General features: G+C 35.1%; 18 protein-coding genes and 1 tRNA gene. 10 read left to right on the top strand and 9 right to left on the bottom strand.

Features of this window, described 5'->3' with window-relative positions; all coding sequences use genetic code 11:
* From H9636_RS16680 to H9636_RS16665, 4 genes are all read right to left on the bottom strand, one after another.
* Window positions 1-1,140, bottom strand: coding sequence for an acetyl-CoA acetyltransferase (locus H9636_RS16680; RefSeq protein WP_191708708.1), 1,140 nt, complete (start codon window positions 1,138-1,140; stop codon window positions 1-3).
* A gap of 173 nt (window positions 1,141-1,313) precedes the next feature.
* Complete coding sequence (locus H9636_RS16675) at window positions 1,314-2,480, bottom strand: acyl-CoA dehydrogenase family protein (protein WP_191708707.1); 1,167 nt, start codon at window positions 2,478-2,480, stop codon at window positions 1,314-1,316.
* A gap of 312 nt (window positions 2,481-2,792) precedes the next feature.
* Window positions 2,793-4,094: a purple acid phosphatase family protein gene (locus tag H9636_RS16670; RefSeq protein ID WP_191708706.1), complete on the bottom strand. Its 1,302-nt coding sequence runs from the start codon at window positions 4,092-4,094 to the stop codon at window positions 2,793-2,795.
* Window positions 4,095-4,452: 358 nt separating this feature from the next.
* Entirely contained in the window at window positions 4,453-4,962 is a 510-nt protein-coding gene (locus H9636_RS16665) for a hypothetical protein (RefSeq protein ID WP_191708705.1), read from the bottom strand.
* Window positions 4,963-5,115: 153 nt separating this feature from the next.
* Here H9636_RS16665 and H9636_RS16660 point away from each other — a divergent pair, with 153 nt between their 5' ends.
* From H9636_RS16660 to H9636_RS16630, 7 genes are all read left to right on the top strand, one after another.
* Window positions 5,116-5,256: a hypothetical protein gene (locus tag H9636_RS16660; protein WP_191708704.1), complete on the top strand. Its 141-nt coding sequence runs from the start codon at window positions 5,116-5,118 to the stop codon at window positions 5,254-5,256.
* Between the two features lie 477 nt (window positions 5,257-5,733).
* Window positions 5,734-6,669, top strand: coding sequence for a cytochrome aa3 quinol oxidase subunit II (gene qoxA / locus H9636_RS16655; RefSeq protein ID WP_191708703.1), 936 nt, complete (start codon window positions 5,734-5,736; stop codon window positions 6,667-6,669).
* A gap of 59 nt (window positions 6,670-6,728) precedes the next feature.
* Window positions 6,729-8,675 carry a cytochrome aa3 quinol oxidase subunit I gene (gene qoxB, locus H9636_RS16650; RefSeq protein WP_191708702.1) on the top strand — a complete coding sequence of 649 codons (1,947 nt, stop codon included), beginning with the start codon at window positions 6,729-6,731 and terminating at the stop codon, window positions 8,673-8,675.
* Window positions 8,675-9,271, top strand: a complete 597-nt coding sequence (qoxC, locus tag H9636_RS16645; protein WP_191708701.1) for a cytochrome aa3 quinol oxidase subunit III — start codon at window positions 8,675-8,677, stop codon at window positions 9,269-9,271. Before qoxB ends, qoxC begins: the two co-directional genes overlap by 1 nt.
* Window position 9,272: 1 nt before the next feature.
* Window positions 9,273-9,554: a cytochrome aa3 quinol oxidase subunit IV gene (gene qoxD, locus H9636_RS16640; RefSeq protein WP_191708700.1), complete on the top strand. Its 282-nt coding sequence runs from the start codon at window positions 9,273-9,275 to the stop codon at window positions 9,552-9,554.
* 162 nt (window positions 9,555-9,716) lie between these two features.
* Window positions 9,717-10,001, top strand: a complete 285-nt coding sequence (locus H9636_RS16635) for a DUF3219 family protein (RefSeq protein ID WP_191708699.1) — start codon at window positions 9,717-9,719, stop codon at window positions 9,999-10,001.
* Window positions 10,002-10,016: 15 nt separating this feature from the next.
* Window positions 10,017-11,012, top strand: a complete 996-nt coding sequence (locus H9636_RS16630; protein ID WP_191708698.1) for an LLM class flavin-dependent oxidoreductase — start codon at window positions 10,017-10,019, stop codon at window positions 11,010-11,012.
* Window positions 11,013-11,087: 75 nt separating this feature from the next.
* Here H9636_RS16630 and H9636_RS19160 read toward each other — a convergent pair whose 3' ends face one another.
* Window positions 11,088-11,570 (bottom strand): zinc-binding dehydrogenase, encoded by a 483-nt coding sequence (locus H9636_RS19160; RefSeq protein ID WP_318241043.1) that lies wholly within the window; start codon window positions 11,568-11,570, stop codon window positions 11,088-11,090.
* A 54-nt stretch (window positions 11,571-11,624) separates the two neighbouring features.
* Window positions 11,625-12,077 (bottom strand): quinone oxidoreductase family protein, encoded by a 453-nt coding sequence (locus H9636_RS19155; protein WP_225230302.1) that lies wholly within the window; start codon window positions 12,075-12,077, stop codon window positions 11,625-11,627.
* Between the two features lie 93 nt (window positions 12,078-12,170).
* On the opposite strand from H9636_RS19155, the gene H9636_RS16620 reads away from it, so the two are divergent.
* Window positions 12,171-13,130, top strand: coding sequence for a helix-turn-helix transcriptional regulator (locus H9636_RS16620; protein WP_318241041.1), 960 nt, complete (start codon window positions 12,171-12,173; stop codon window positions 13,128-13,130).
* Between the two features lie 270 nt (window positions 13,131-13,400).
* Here the strand turns inward: H9636_RS16620 and H9636_RS16615 are convergent, their stop codons facing one another.
* Entirely contained in the window at window positions 13,401-13,610 is a 210-nt protein-coding gene (locus H9636_RS16615; protein WP_191708697.1) for a hypothetical protein, read from the bottom strand.
* A gap of 134 nt (window positions 13,611-13,744) precedes the next feature.
* Window positions 13,745-14,470, bottom strand: a complete 726-nt coding sequence (locus tag H9636_RS16610) for a YqjF family protein (RefSeq protein ID WP_191708696.1) — start codon at window positions 14,468-14,470, stop codon at window positions 13,745-13,747.
* A gap of 153 nt (window positions 14,471-14,623) precedes the next feature.
* Between H9636_RS16610 and H9636_RS16605 the strand changes: the two genes are divergently transcribed.
* The gene (locus tag H9636_RS16605; protein WP_191708695.1) at window positions 14,624-15,232 is read left to right on the top strand and encodes a methyltransferase domain-containing protein; all 609 of its coding nucleotides are present in this window, start codon (window positions 14,624-14,626) and stop codon (window positions 15,230-15,232) included.
* 101 nt (window positions 15,233-15,333) lie between these two features.
* Window positions 15,334-15,406 (top strand) — tRNA-Val (locus H9636_RS16600).
* A gap of 290 nt (window positions 15,407-15,696) precedes the next feature.
* Here H9636_RS16600 and H9636_RS16595 read toward each other — a convergent pair.
* The gene (locus H9636_RS16595) at window positions 15,697-16,596 is read right to left on the bottom strand and encodes an aminoglycoside phosphotransferase family protein (protein WP_225230300.1); all 900 of its coding nucleotides are present in this window, start codon (window positions 16,594-16,596) and stop codon (window positions 15,697-15,699) included.
* Between the last annotated feature and the right edge of the window lie 627 nt (window positions 16,597-17,223).

The raw sequence follows: 17,223 nt of genomic DNA, 5'->3' as shown, positions 1-17,223 counted from the left end.
TTAATCCCTCCCTAAAATGACCGTAGAAGTAGAAGAAAGCACTCCTCCAGTTCCGTGGACTAATGCAATTTTTGCGTCATCTACTTGACGAGCATTACATTCTCCTCGGAGTTGTCTCACTGCCTCTATTAGTAAAAAGATTCCATACATTCCTGGATGGCAATAAGACAATCCGCCACCATTGGTATTCATCGGGAAATCACCACCTGGGGCCGTTCGTTGTCCACTGACAAATGCGCCTCCTTCCCCAGGTTGACAAAATCCTAATGCCTCCAAAGTTAATAAAACTGTAATCGTGAAAGAATCATAAATTTCAGCTACATCAATTTCATGATGAGATATTCCTGCCATTTCAAAAGCAGCTTTACCAGATTCCCGTGCACTCGTCATGGTCAAATCTGGCATGTTTGTAATGGTATTATGGGAATGGGACTCCCCATGACCTAAAATCCAAACAGGTTTTTTCTTTAATGTTGAAGCTACTCTGTTGGAAGCAACGATCACCGCTCCTCCACCATCCGAAACTAAGCAGCAATCCAATAAATGAAGTGGTTCCGCTATAAGACGGGAATTAAGTACGTCTTCTATTTCAATCGGCTCTCTCATGTAAGCCTTTTCATTTAAAGTAGCCCATTTTCTTGTTGCCACAGCAATTTCAGCTAACTGTTCTGATGTGGTACCGTATTGATGCATATGTCTCGTTGCCGCTAATGCATATGCTCCTACTGGAGTAGGAAGACCATATGGAATTTCATATTGCGCAGTTAACGGCGATTGAAAACTTGAATTAGCTGGTTTTGTTCGATTCGTGCTTCCGTACGTAATAAGGGCAACGTCGAATAAACCTGCTTTTATCCCAGCTGCCGCATGGCCAACATGGGCTTCAAAAGAAGAGCCACCTATATTCGTTGAATCGGTATACTTAGGTTGAATACCTAAATATTCAGCTAACATTAAATTAGGTGCCCATGCCCAATTTCCGGCAGTAAATATGGCATCCACATCATGTTTTGTTAACCCAGCGTCCTCTAATGCTAACTTGGCAGCTTGTGCTTGTAGCTGTAATACGTTTTTACCTGGCGTTTTTCCTAAATCAGATTCAGCCACCCCAACAATTGCTGCTACTCTTTCCGATTTCATTGCCTTCTCCCCCTTTCTAAAGGGTAACTCTAGAAAAATAGAAGTTTACTAACTAACCGGATAGTATTTTGAGTTGAAAAAAAACTGACTGGTTAGTATTTTGGAAAAAAATAAGAACTGACTGGATAGTATGTTTTGCTTATTTTTACTTAAAATATCCGTCTGTTAGAAAATTAAAGAAGTTCTCCCACTTTCACGTGACCTTTAAGTATATTACGTGCAATCGTACGGCGTTGAATTTCATCAGTACCTTCAAAAATGCGATAAAGTCTTAACTCACGATACCAGCGTTCGATTGGCAACTCCTTTGTATAACCCATACCACCATGAATTTGTAAAACACGATCTACTACTTGGTTCGCCATAATAGCTCCGTTTAATTTCGCCATGGAAGATTGGTGACGAGCATCCATTCCATTCTCAGCCATCCAAGCAGCTCTAAATACAATCCATTTTGCTGCTTCGATTTCAACAGCTGAATCTGCAATCATCCATTGAATTGCTTGACGTTCAGCAATTGGTTTACCAAATGTAATACGCGTTTTTGAATAATCAATTGCCATTTGTAGTAATCGTTCTGCTGCTCCAATGGCTCCTGCAGGGATCATATAGCGACCTTGGCCGATCCATTGCATACCAAGATTAAAGCCTTGACCTAATTCACCTAAAATATTTTCTTCTGGGACTCTAACATTATCAAAAATTAGCGTAGCTGGTCCCCATTCACCCATCGTGTGAATTGGCTCCGATTCCCAACCCATTTCTCTGTCTACAAGGAAACAAGTAACACCACCATTGGCCCCTTTTTCTTTATCCGTTACTGCAAAAACCATCGCAAAATCTGCTTCGTTTCCATTCGTAATAAATACTTTTTCACCATTTAAAACCCAATGGTCCCCGTCTTTTACAGCTTGCATTTGAATACTTCTTGCATCAGATCCTGCACCTGGCTCAGTCAATGCAAAACATGAACGTCTCTCACCATTGATAGTAGGGATTAAATATTTTTGTTTCTGTTCTTCATTACATAAATATAAAATGTTGTCTGCTGAACCTCCGAAGTTAAAAGGTACAAAAGTTCTTCCTAATTCCATTGCAATTAACACAGACATAATTGGACCTAAATTTGCCCCACCATATTCTTCAGGTGTATTAATACCCCAGAATCCGATCTCTTTAGCTTTATCCCGTAATTCTTTCACTTTTTCCCGTGAAATGCCTGGTCTGCCTTCTCTTTCATTTTTCAAAACTTCTTGCTCTAGCGGCTTTAATTCTTTGTTAACAAAATCTCTAACTGTTTTTTGAATCATTTTTTGTTCATCTGTTAAAGTAAAATCCATAAATGACATCTCCTTATTGTTTAATTGAGTAATGTTGTCTAAAAAATTGTCAATCATTGTTCACAATTATTTAGAATACTCAGTTATCTAACGGTATGTGTATAGTACCTTACATATGCAGAAAAAATTAAAGCGTTTTCAAAATGTAAATGGGAGAAATAATAAGCAGTCAAAACTAATCATTTAATACTGACAGGATGATTGTAGTGAATGAATATACCTATACATCTTGGTGTCATGTTTTAAAAGTTTTAAAAAAAGTAGGTAAAACCTCTTTATTAAAAGGTTTTACCTACTAATGTAACTTTGTTCTTACTTGATGATTTTATATTCATCGATAACTTGTCCGGTGATTACATCAAAAGTTGTAAAAGTAAATGTATTGTCTGTAACTTCTACATTGGAATAGGATGGGTTATAATTTTGACTTCTTAATGCTGTATAAAATGCAGCGTCATCTTTCCAATGATAATATTTACTACCGGAAGAGGAATTACTTGTTAAATAAAGTACAACTGTTGGATCTTTGACTGTGTTTTCGGACACAAAATTTTGTTCAAATAATGGTTGATTGGCTTCCATTTGATAAGTACGGACATAACCGTGATCATGCCCCATTAATACGACATCAATGTCGTTTTCATCAAAAACAGGTACTAATTTTTCACGACGTTCCAGCACATCACGATCATATTTATGACTATTTTCGCTATAAATCGAGTGGTGCAAAACAACAAATTTCCAATTTACATCAGGATTTGCAGCGACTGTTTCTTCAATAAATTGAGCATGTTCTTCGTTATTACGATTGTTGCTATTTAAAACGATAAATAAAGCATCATTATATAGATAAGAATAATCTCCACCTGCACTCGTTGCGCCTAACGTGGATTCATTTGGAACATTAAAGTGACTAGCATATGTTGCTGAATTATCATGATTACCTACGGTTGTTTGAATTGCATATTGTTTTATTTCATCTGGAGAAAAGTAAGCCTCATATTCTTCTTCATTATTAGATTTGTTTACTTGATCCCCTGCTGATATTAAAAAATCGGTTGCTGGAAATTGGTCTAAAGCAATATCTAAAGTTGTTTGCCAAGCTTGTCCATCGGCTACAATGTTTCCACTTGAACCGATTTGTGGATCACCGAAGAATAAAAAGTTAAAATCGTCATCTCCTCCTACGGTAAATGTATAAGTTTCACTCCAATTCCCTTCACCATCACCAAATCGATAGTTATAAGTTGTATTTTCTTTTAATCCAGTAATCATTGCTTCATGGCTAGATTCACCACTAGTAGCTTCCTCTAATGTGGCTTCAATTGTTTTTGTTTTCCCTTTAGGGAACTTTTGTCCATTCCCGTTATTTGCTTTTGCTATTTGAATAACACCTGGTTTGTCTGTAGTGGCAGTATACCAATTAAAAGTACGTTGAGATTCATCCGCTCCAACCGAAAAGGCAATATCAGAAACTTCAAAAGTACTGTTATGTACGTTCGCTGCTTCTACTGTTGCACTCGTTGTTGATAGAGAAGCTGGAAGTAAGATAGCGGATGTTGCTAGAACAGTCATTATTTTTCTTTTTGCTCTACTAGATAAATTGTTGATCAATTTGAATCACTCCTAAATTCCATTTAGTAATCTTTCAACTAAATCGTAACTTTCCATTGTTAAGTTACTTTTTAACATTTGTAAAGATATCCCTCTTTTAGAATAAAGGGTAAATGGTAATAGGTATCCTGTGGGTATAAAGTGATGTTTGATCATGAAGTTTTCTATAAATCTAGTAAGTAACAATAAATATTTTAAAAGATGATTATACATTTTCATTATTGAATGAGAGAACCTCATAAAATGAAAACTATGTAATACCTATAAAATTTTTAGTTATATTTTTATAGAGGTTTTCTATAATAAATATAACTTTGAGAACACCAATAAGGGGTTATCGGATTACAATGAAATTGTGCTAAAACAAATGTGTTGGATGAAAAACGCTAATAAAAAACTGTACTTGACTTGGACTAAGGGCTAAAGCTCTTAAAAATAATGCATTTTGTGCTGTCAAAGCTAATTCAGATTGAGCGGGAACAATTTCTTCCACTAAAATTTCTGCATCGTCTTCTAAGCATACTAAAACATCATTGTCTGATAAATTTTTGGCAATCACGGTCATTAATAGTGGCGAACGCATGGGATTGGCAGGAGCTGCGTAAATGAGGGTATAATCTTGTCGAATCTTTACTTCTTCTTGAATTTCCTCTTCATAAAAAGATGATTCATTGAACTGCAATGTATCATCATCTTCAGAAATTACTACTTTTTCAATAATCAACTTTTCTTCTGCCCCTACAGTTGCTTCCACACAAAATTTTTGACTAATAATAAGGGAATTTCGATCAAAAATAACTTCACTTTCAATTCGGTTTGGATGTCTTTCTTCGTTTCCTTCATAATTAGCTTTACGCTCTGGTCCCATTTTATCACCTTCCTTCCATACTAGTAGATGTCGTAAAGAAGCTTATTGGAAGGGCATATAAATTAAAAAAAATGATTTTGATTGGTAAGAACCATTTATTGCTAAGTATTTCGAATTACATTTCGACCAAAATACACATAAGGGGTGAATTCGATGGCGAAAAAAGAAAAAACAACATTCCGTAAAGAAAAGAAACCGAAGAAACATAACAGTCGTGAAGAAATTTCACAAGAACAAAATTTTGAAAGAGCTTTAAAGAAAATTGAATTTCAAGATAACAAAACGAATGATTAATGGAATATCATTTTATAATAGAAAAATATCCTTATTTTGAGCAAATGCTAATAAATTGAAATATAACAGCTAAATGATATTATATTGCAGAGCAATTTGTTTTTCCTTCTTTAAAAAGTGCTTTTAAACGATTAAATTATTATATCAAGAAAATCTTTTTTGCAGTTAAGATCTCTTTTTCAAGAGATCTTTTTTAATTTTCTCCGATATTTTCTCCCTTTTATATCCTTTATTTCTCCTATTCATCCATATATCCCCTTTTCTGATGGGAACTAGATAAATATTGAACTTTCCGTGTCTAACTGGTGGACTACTGGTGAACTTTTCGTGAATAACTTATGAATGGATTATGAACGTTACGTGAAATACGGGTTTTAGTGATTCCTTTTTTAATCAATTTTATTAGAATAGTAATAGAGTTGATGGAAGTAACACCAGTGTTGTTCTAACAACAATAAAGGGAAGGTGAATATTGAAATGATAAAAAAATGGACATTTCTAACGTCCGTAATGGCACTTCTTCTCATTCTTACAGGTTGTGAACCTCTTTTAGTTTTAGACCCTAAAGGACCACAGGCTGAGAGACAAGCAAGTGACATTATGTTGTCAATTGGCATTATGGCAGTTATCGTCATTGTTGTCATGGTGATGTTAGGCTATATATTAATTAAGTACCGAGCTTCAAAACAAAGTGAGGATTATGAACCACCTCATCTTGAAGGGAATAAATGGGTAGAAGCAATTTGTGTAGGTATACCTGTATTGATTGTTGCTTACTTATCATTTGTTTCCGTACAAAGTAACTATATAGTTGAATCTGCACCAGAAGGTTACGAAGAACAAGAACCTTTAGTGATTTACGCTTCTTCTTCTAACTGGAAATGGCATTTTAGTTATCCTGAACAAGGGGTAGAAACAGTTAACTACCTTTATATTCCGACGGATCGTCCAATTGAATTTAAACTTTATTCATATGGACCTATTACAAGTTTCTGGATTCCACAACTTGGTGGTCAAAAATATGCGATGTCCGATATGGTCACAACATTACATTTAGCTGCTGATAGTCCTGGTGAATTCATGGGACGAAATGCTAACTTCAGTGGTAAAGGTTTCGCAGAAAATACATTTAATGTAACAGCCATGTCTCAAGATGATTTTGATGAATGGGTTGATGAAGTACACGAAACAGCTGAACCACTTACAGAAAGTGAATTCCAACAATTATTAGAACCAGGTCATCTTGGACAAATGACTTTCACTGGTACTCATTTAGAATTTAGTCCTGCTCCAGAACACAATCATGGAACAAATACGGATTCTGATACAAATGCAGAATCTGAAGATCATTCATCTCATCACGAACATCATTCAACAGATGAATCGGAGCACACAGACCATAGCGGTCACTAATAATGAAATGATAAAAACTAGTTATTCACTAGTTTCTACTCTTGAAAGGAGAAAAAAGGATGGAATTCTTTGAACGATTTGCCATACCTCATCCAAGTCCAGCTATTTATGCCTCAATGGTAGCCATTGCTGTAGTTAGTATTGGTATTGTTGTGGGCTTAACATATTTCAAAAAATGGGGCTATTTATGGCGCGAATGGCTAACTACTGTCGACCATAAAAAAATCGGTATTATGTACTTAATTTCTGCCCTACTAATGTTATTCCGAGGTGGAGCTGACGCAATTATGATGCGTGCTCAGCTTGCAACACCTGATGCAAAATTATTAGATGCACAACACTATAATGAAATTTTCACAACACACGGGGTTGTCATGATTATGTTTATGGCAATGCCATTTATCTTCGCGTTTATGAACTTAATTGTGCCTTTACAAATTGGTGCGCGTGACGTAGCGTTCCCACGTTTGAATGCACTTAGCTTCTGGTTATTCTTTGTAGGGGCGATGTTATTTAATATTTCATTCGTAATCGGTGGTTCACCAGATGCTGGCTGGACTTCTTACTTCCCTCTTGCTGGGAATGATTTCAGTGAATCTGTTGGAACAAACTATTACATGTTAGCTCTTCAAATCTCAGGTATTGGTTCTTTAATGACGGGTATTAACATGTGTACAACAATCTTAAAAATGAGAGCACCCGGCATGACATTAATGAAAATGCCAATGTTTACATGGTCTGCTTTCATTGCGAATATCATTATTGTTTTTGCTTTCCCAGTTTTAACAATTGCATTATTAATGGGAACTACTGACCGATTATTCGGTACGCATTTCTTTGCTACAACTAACGGTGGTATGGATATGCTTTGGGCGAACTTCTTCTGGATTTGGGGACACCCTGAAGTATATATCTTAATTTTACCTGCCTTTGGTATTTACAGTGAAATTATTTCAACATTCTCTCGCCGTAATTTATATGGATATAAATCCATGGTAGCGTCAATGGTGTTAATCTCCCTACTATCATTCTTAGTATGGACTCACCACTTCTTTACAATGGGTCAAGGTGCACTAACTAACAGTATCTTCTCAATTACGACGATGGCGATCGCAGTACCAACAGGGGTTAAAATCTTTAACTGGCTATTTACAATGTGGAAAGGGAAAATTCGCTTTACCGTCCCAATGCTTTATTCTGTAGCATTTATCCCACTATTTACAATTGGTGGGGTTACAGGGGTTATGCTTGCGATGTCTGCAGCGGATTACCAATACCACAATACAATGTTCTTAGTTGCCCACTTCCATAATACGATTATTCCTGGTGTTGTTTTCGCGATGCTAGCTGGGTTAACTTATTACTGGCCAAAATTCTTTGGTTTCATGTTAAATGAAAAAATCGGAAAATCTACTTTCTGGTTATTAACAGTTGGTTTCGTTCTTGCCTTCTTCCCAATGTATATCACTGGTTTAGACGGTCAAGCACGTCGTATGTACACTTATTCAGAAGCAACTGGATTCGGACCATTAAACATGGTGTCATTTGTTGGTGCGGCTTTAATGGCAATCGGATTCGTTACAATCGTATACAATGTTTATTACAGTTATAAAAACTCGCCAAGAAATATTGGCAGTGACCCATGGGATGCTCGTTCATTAGAATGGGCGACACATACACCAGTACCAGAGTATAATTTTGCTAGAATTCCTCAAATTAGTTCAAGCGAAACATTCTGGGATTCTAAGAAAAATGGTCATCAATTATTTAAAGGTGAACTGAAAGAAATTCATATGCCAAATAATAGTGGTGTACCATTCATTATGGGTGTTATTTTCTTCATCGCCGGATTCTCATTCGTCTTTGCATTATGGGTTCCAGCAGTGATTGCTTTAATTGGTATTTTAGTTTGTCTTGCTCTTCGTTCCTTCGAACAAGATCACGGACGCCATATTTCAGTTGAAGAAATTAAAGAAACAGAAGCTAAAATTGGAGGTGCTAAATAATGAAAATTGACCAATCGCAACCTCTTGAATATAGTACAGATCAAAATCAGTTAAATATTTTAGGCTTTTGGATTTTCCTTGGAGCAGAAATTATGCTCTTTGCTACCCTATTTACAGCTTATTTCACATTACAAGGACGTACGGGTTCTGGACCAACACCTGGTGAGATTTTTGAAATCACTCCAGTTTTGATTGAAACGATCGTTTTATTAACAAGTAGTTTTACAATCGGACTTGGTGTTCATGCAATGAGACTTGGTCGTAAAAATGCGATGCTCACATTCTTTGGCATTACCCTACTACTTGGGCTAGTTTTCTTAGGAGTAGAGATATTTGAGTTTACTCATTATTACCATGTTGGTGCCACTTATCAAACAAGTGCCTTTACAGCTGCTTTATTAACAACACTTGGTACCCATGGAGCGCACGTAACGTTAGGTTTATTCTGGGGATTATTCATAATGATTCAAGTGAAAAAACGTGGAATAAATCCTGCAACAGCAAATAAATCATTTATCTTCTCTCTTTACTGGCATTTCTTAGATGTTGTTTGGATCTTCATTTTCAGCTTCATCTATTTGAAAGGAATGATGTAATATGAAAGAATTATTTCCTGCTAAACAAGTGATGGGCTTTGTCTTTTCGTTGATCCTAACAGCTGTCGCTTTACTTGTTTACTTCACAGATATGTCATTTCATATGGGTATGACCATTCTTTTAGTAACAGCATTTATTCAAGCATTTTTACAACTCGTTGTATTTATGCATGCTGGTGAATCTGAAGATGGTAAGTCAATTTATACGAATATCCTTTATGGAATCATCATTGCAGTTGTTACTGTATTTGGATCGTTATTAATTTTAATATGGGATATGTAAGGATTTCAGGAGCTCGACTTTCGATAGTCGGGCTCTTTTTTATGTAACTTTTTTATTTATTGTGTTTTTAACTAATCCGTTTCCTATTAAAATCAATTTAATTTACTCCCTCACCTGTCAATGCTATGATTTGCATACAAACTTCCATAGGAGATGATTTATTTGGTAAATAAAATTATGTTAAATGACCGAGTTATTCATGTAGATAAATATAATGAAGAAAATGATTCAGGTTTACATAAGATTTTTATTGAGTTCAAGGTGACGAGTGAGGATTATCATGATATTGCAGTGCTGCTCTATGAAGGGACATTTGATGTAAACGTACCGGAACAGAATTTAGTTTTTAGAGGGACAATTCAACAATATTCCACATCCATTACGAACTTATACGAAGAAGGTCAAGTGGGTGTCTATAAATTAACGTTAGTAGAAGTAAAGAATTAGAAAAGAGGTTCCAAAATGAAGTTAAGTATTTTAGATCAATCACCGATTTCATCCATTCAAACAGCACAGGATGCCTTGATTGAATCGATGAAGCTTGCTCAATTAGGAGAAGCACTAGGCTATACGCGTTATTGGATTGCTGAACACCATGATTTGCCTGGACTCGCTTGTTCAGCTCCAGAAGTAATGCTTAGTTTTATTGGGGCGCATACGAATCATATACGAATTGGTGCCGGTGCGGTTTTACTGCCCCACTATAAACCTTATAAAGTAGCTGAAGTTTTCAATATGCTTTCTACTTTATTTCCAAATCGAATTGATATTGGGATTGGTCGTTCTCCTGGTGGTTCTGCTGAAGCAACGAATGCTTTGAACGATAACTTTTTACAAAAGGTTTATCAAATACCACAATTAGTGGAAGAATTACTCCATTTCTTACATCAGGATTTTCCAACAGTGCACGAATTTTCGAAAATATCAGCCATTCCTATACCTGAAGCCACTCCCCTACCATGGATGTTAGGGACAAGTGAAAAAAGTGCCCTTCTTGCTGCACAAAATGGATTAGCTTATGCTTTTGGGCAATTCATGAGTGAAGAAGATGGTACGCAAATTTTAGCCGCGTATCGCGAATCTTTCCAACCGAAGAACAATGGCCAAACTCCACAAGTATTAATTACTGTTCCTATCATTTGTGCGGAAACAACTGAAAAAGCTGAGGAAATTGCTTTAAGTAGTTTAATTTGGCAATTGTTAATTGATAAAGGAAAAGGACAAACAATCCCATCAATTGAAGAAGCTAAACAGTATAACTTGAGTGAAAAAGAAACTGACAAGCTTTCTAACATAAAGAAGAAAATGATAATTGGTAATCCGAAAGAAATAAAGGATTCTTTCCTTCAACTTCAATCTAAATATAAAGTAGATGAAATAATGATCTTAACGATTACTCATTCTCCAGAGGACCGTGCGAACTCATATAAGCTCATTGCTGAAGAAGTATTATCTTAACTATTTAAAAAAACCTTCAAACATAACGTTTGAAGGTAAAAACAAATCCTTTTAATGTGAGCTTTTTAAAGAATCTTAGTCAAGACGATGATATGAATTCACTTCTATACAAAGTTTCCCTAAATAATGTTTTTGAAGTGCTTCATGAGCCTTATAAGCATCTTTCAAAGCAAAAATTCCACTTATATGAACAGTAATATTATTTAGAATGATATGACGGTGAAGACGTGTAATTATCTCCGGGTCGGGTTCCCCGTGATATCCTGTAGCTTCAACTTCTTCAGGTATATTCAATTCAGGATAGATTCCATAAGGATATACGATTCGTCCTCCTTTGCGGAGACAATTCACGGCAGTATTAGCTGCCTCTCCACCTGCTGTAATAATAGCAGCATCAAATCCCGACGGTGAAAATTCCATTGCCAAGGTGAAGATATCGTCCTCTTTGCCATTAATAACAGCCTTACAACCAAGACTCTTCAATAATTCGACTCCATCTTTACCCGATGCAATAGCAAATACTTGAGCTCCCATTGTCTTTGCCAATTGTACGGCGATATGTCCAACTCCTCCACTGGCACCGAAAATAAGAATAGTCTCTCCTTGGGATAGTCATAATACATCCTCCAGTCCCCGTAAAGCAGTAATTCCTACACCTGATATTACAGCTGCCTCTTGCATAGTTAACCCTTTTGGAATTTTGCGTACATACTTGGCATTGACAACTGTATATTCCGCATAAAAGCCACCCTTAGGATTCAAAAAGGCAGGTGTGTAAATCTCATCTCCCAAATCAACACTTGTTACCTTCTCCCCTTTAGCTATTACAATCCCTGAACCTTCAGAACCGAGTATATAAGGAAATTCTGGATTCATATCAAACAGTTTTGCATAACCGCCCTGTCGTTCGAATATATCCCATTCCCCAACACCGGCATAGGCAACTTCAATCAACACCTCTTCTTGTCCTAGTTTAGGCATATTCATCTCTTGATAAATCAGTTCTTCCGGACCACCAAATCTATGGAGCACGGCAGCATTCATTACATTTGGAATATTACCCATAATTACCTCCTCAAATAGATAAATTTACTTCTTGCAAAGTTAAACTTATCATAATAACATGACAATAATTGACATGTTATTACCGAAAGAGGAGTGAATTTTTTGTCTAAAACAAAACTACTATTCAAACTCATTATGTATGTTAATGCAAAACGTCAATTTACCGCTCAAGATGTTGCTTATGAGTTCAATATCTCTTTACGAACAGCACATCGATATCTTGCAGAACTAAATGAGATGGGTGTCCCTCTCTATACAGAATCTGGACGTAACGGTGGTTATCGCGTTTTAGACAATCGGATATTGCCACCTATTCTTTTCAATGAGCATGAAGCCTTTGCAATTTTCTTTACTTTTGAATCGTTAAAATACTACCAATCCATTCCTTTTGAAATTGATATTAAAGAGGTTTCCAACAAACTTTATACATCGCTTACTCCCGATATGAAAAGAAAAGTGGATAAACTTTCTTCAGTATTAGCCTTTTGGAATATAAAAAGAGATTTACCTTCGTCCTATCTTCAAGACATCATTGAATCGGCTTTAGAAAAACAAATCGTACAAATTGCATATTTTTCAAAATCGCAATCTTCCATTAAAGAAATAGTTCCTCTCGGTACCTACGCTTATAACGGCTTTTGGTATATTCCCGGGTTTGATCTAACTATTGGCGAGATAAGATTGTTCAGAATGGATCGAATTCAATCCCTTAGTAGGTTAAATAAGATTTATGATCCTAAGATTACACTTGAGGATTGGTTGATTCGCCAACCGCACCAAGAGCAACACAACCCTATAAGACTTTATGTTGAATTAACAAGAGAAGGCGTTCGGCAATGTCAAAGTCAACCTTGGCTAGTACCTTATATTGTAATGAAAAATGAAGTGCAAGGTTATATAGATACGACTATTGAACATAACGAAATAGATTTCGTTTCCAATTACTTTTATCAATTGGGTACTGCTGCTAAGGTAATAGAACCGCAAGAGATGGTAAACCGTATATGTGAAATGGCCGAGGAACTTTTACAAAACTACATCGGAAGGGAGTAATAAGATCAATATATATAGAGTACCGGATTTACTTTGGTCCCTACCCATTAGTTCTTGCAACGATTTCATTAATAGAATCAAAAATGCTTTATACTTCCCTTTATTTCAACAAAATAAATGCTGTACTACCTCTAGTGTTTAAATCCATTTGAATGTTTTATTTTAGACATAGAAAAAATCCCCTTTAAGTAAAATGTTATCTGCAGCGTACTACAGTTTTAACATAGTCTACTTAAAAGGGATTCTATATTAGCTTTTATATTATTACAATTATTCTACAAGCTGCTGTTTTGAATGATTGTTTTCGGCTTCTTTTTCAAAAAGTAGTTGCATAAAGATTGCAATAATAAATAAGAACCCGCCGCATTTAGCTATTTCAATACCATACCAAATGGATATATTTGTGTAGAAGCTCGCAATAAATAAAATAATTCCAGAAACGATAAGTAGTGCACAAACATTCTTAAATAATTTGAACATTATCGTCACTCCCCCTTGTGTTGTCTTACTATATACATAGTATACAACAAACGTTCACAAATTAGCCATAACTTTTTCACTATTTGTTCAAATTTATTTTTTAATATAAAAAAACGATAGATATCACTTGATTTTCACTCCACCTTTCCTAACGGCCAAATTCGGACCTCAGCCCTTTTACCAACATGTAAAATGGGGTTTTCGCATTCCGGAACGATATGAAAACTTGACCTCAATAGATTTTCTTGTATCTCTGCTTCCCCATCAAATACGACCCAAGATGGATGTAAAATATTACATTGCAACGGTTTACCTTCTTTACTTATTGTAAAAAGACAATATCGTTCTAATAACCATTCATCTATGGACCCTTTTTTAGTGATATATGGTGTTGCTATTGATTTATATTGACAGTTGAATTGTCCAATACTCATCTGCCCTTCAAAATTCACAATTCCCTTTTCTTGCTCCATTTTGAGAGGTTCAAAAAAGTAAGGTAATCGAAAAAAGGTTTTCGCTGCTTTTGCCGCAAACCAGTTGGCAGCTGCAAGATAAAAGAAAAAAACGCCAGGTTTGTCATTTACCTTTACATAAGTCCGAATGTTAAATCCTGGATATTTCCTTATTCCAGGTAACGGTGGAAGACCTCTACCGCGCATGTCAGTAATGAGATAGGGAACAACCGTTACCCACCCTACTTCATCATATGTATCAATTTTTAACGAATTGGGTACAAGTTTTTGAAGAACTTCTTTTTTTACTGGATAATGGATAAACAAATTATCGATCCATGTTTGTTTCATTACCCATGGTAAAGTCGGATAGTCCCTTTTATAACTTTTATATTCACTTTTATCCAAGATGATCCCACCTTTTTTTCAAATACTTCGTACTATCATCTTTAACGTAGGATCCAAACATTAGACAAAGGCACAATAAAAAATAATAAAATATGTGAAAAGACATGATATGATAATATAGGTTAATGATGAAATATGAAATGAGGCAACACGTTGAAAGAATATCAGTACGATAAAGTGCTCCATATAAATACTCGCTCTAAACAAATGGAAGTCAATAATTCCGTCCATTATCACCCCTATGAACCTACTCCTTACGCTGCTTTAGAAGAATTATTTAATCAATATGAAATAAGCGATCAAGACACAATAGTCGATTTTGGTTGTGGTAAAGGTAGATTAAATTTCTTTATTCATTATAAGTATCATTCAAATTGTGTAGGTATCGATATGAATGAACACTTTTTAGATGAAGCAATAAAGAATGCAAAAAACTATTTTAAAAATGTGGGGAAAAATAAAGGAGCCATTCATTTTCACAGATGTTTAGCCGAAAAATATGAAATTCAACCTGAAGAAAATAAATTTTATTTCTTTAATCCGTTTTCTGTACAAGTATTTATGAAAGTGTACGATAATATTTTATTGTCCTATGAGAAAACGAAACGAGACATCGATTTAATCTTCTATTACCCTTCAGATGACTATCAATATTATTTAGAAACTCAGTCTTCATTTCAATTCATGAAAGAAATCTTGCTACCTGGTTTATATGAAAAAAATCCTTACGAAAAATTTCTAATTTATCGTTTAACAAAATAGCATCGGAATCCAATCACAAAAGAAAAACAATTTTTGTCTTTTTATTAAAAATTTAATAGATTTTTTAATTTTGTATGGTAATATGTAAATAGAATCATCAAGGTCTTGTAGCTCAGCTGGGAGAGCACCACCTCGACAAGGTGGGGGTCGCAGGTTCGAACCCTGTCGAGACCATATTGCCGAAAGCCTTTAATATTAAGGGTTTTCGGCATTTTTATTTACGTAAATAATTAAATAAAAATATCTATTTTCTAATTATTGTGACGAGTGTGTCATCTAATACTTTCGTTATTTTAATATGTCACTTAGTGATTTCGCCGCTTTTTTCGATGTATATAATATCTATCTGACAATAAGAAAATCCAGGTCGTTAATAACCTGGATCAAGTATTCAATACCCACTTCATCTACAAAATATAAAAAAGCATAGTTGTTCTCTGTATCATTCATATTCGGACACACTGTTAATTTTTGTTTTTTTCTATTTCGTAATCCTTCTGGATAATATGAATGACACGATACGCCTCTTCTGCAATTGTTATGTTTGAATTTCTATTCCAATTATACGTAATTAAAGCCTTCCATAAAGCCCATCCTCTTGCTCTGTTCCATGTTTCTTCATCTATATTTAATGCATTTTTAAATATTTTTCTACTATTATCATCAAAAAAAGTCCATGCCATGGCTGCATCACAAGCTGGGTCTCCTATACCCAAAACTCCGAAATCAATTATTGCATAGAGCTTTCCTTCTTTAACAAGAATATTACCGGGTGCTATATCACCGTGAACCCATACTGGATCTTTAGACCATTTTGATTCTAGGGCAAGATCCCACATTTCGAGCAATAAAATAGCGTCTAAAGTATCTTTATTGGGGTCAATTGCCTCTCTGAATTGTTTGTCATATACTGCAATGTCTCCGCCTCTATAAAAATTATGTGTACCTGCTACTGGACCTCCAGTAGTATCAATTGATTGAAATTCAATTAAAAACGCTCCCAAATCTCTTGCGAACTGATTTATATCTTTAATATTTATGGGAGTTAAGGTCTCTCCATCTATCCACTTGTTGATAGACCATGGGAACGGATATTCATCATTAGGTTGCCCTTTTGCTATCGGTGTTTGTATAGGTAAAGAAAGTTCTTTTGCTAATTTAGGTAGCCACTTTTGTTCTTTATTCACTTGAGCAACATAATGTTCTGAACTTGGAAGTCTTACACTCATATGGTCACCCAAGTGAAATGTTCTATTGTCATGTCCACTAACTTTTACAGGTTTGATCTCTAAATTTGCCCATTTAGGAAATTGTTGATTTATTAATCTTTTAACTAAATCAATATTAATATTAATAGTACCCATTAGATACCCCTCTACCAGTTATTTTTTAATCACCATACTTTCGGTATCAGCGTCACACTTAAATAGAAATAAGTTCAATAGAATTACCTCCCTGAGTATAATTAGTTTAATTGTAGCAAAAATATTCGTTGCCTCACAACGGGTAATACCAACCTGTCCAAAAACGTTCCCAAAGTGTCGTTTGGTAATCCAAAAAGTTATTCAATAATATAGGCTCGATTGTGGAATAAAAATTTCCAATAAAACCTTTATCAATAAATAAGTTGAATTAGAAAAATTAAAAGAGTGATAAAAGAATCGGTAAGTATCCGAATAAACAAAAAAATCGCCTTCCACAACTGTGGAAGGCAATTTTCTGAATAGAGAAGGGATGATAATTTTAAGTACTACGATTAAAGAAAAACTAAAGTTGTTGTCTTTGTGGTCATAATCGCCAACGTTACTATGATATCTATTTGACCTCCCTACCATTATTAAGATATGAAATGGCTTAAACTTTGTTATGTACAAATGTGTAATTATAAAAAATAAAAAAGACCAGGCTCACAACTTTGAACTGAACCCTATAAAGTAGACAGTTTAATTAAAAGGGAGTTCGCCACCTATTTTAAGCGGCGATTAGATGGC

The sequence above is a fragment of the Ureibacillus galli genome (assembly GCF_014836845.1).
Taxonomy (GTDB): Bacteria; Bacillota; Bacilli; order Bacillales_A; family Planococcaceae; genus Ureibacillus; species Ureibacillus galli.
The sequence above is the reverse complement of the archived record's forward strand: the minus strand, read 5'-3'. Positions and strand labels throughout refer to the sequence as shown.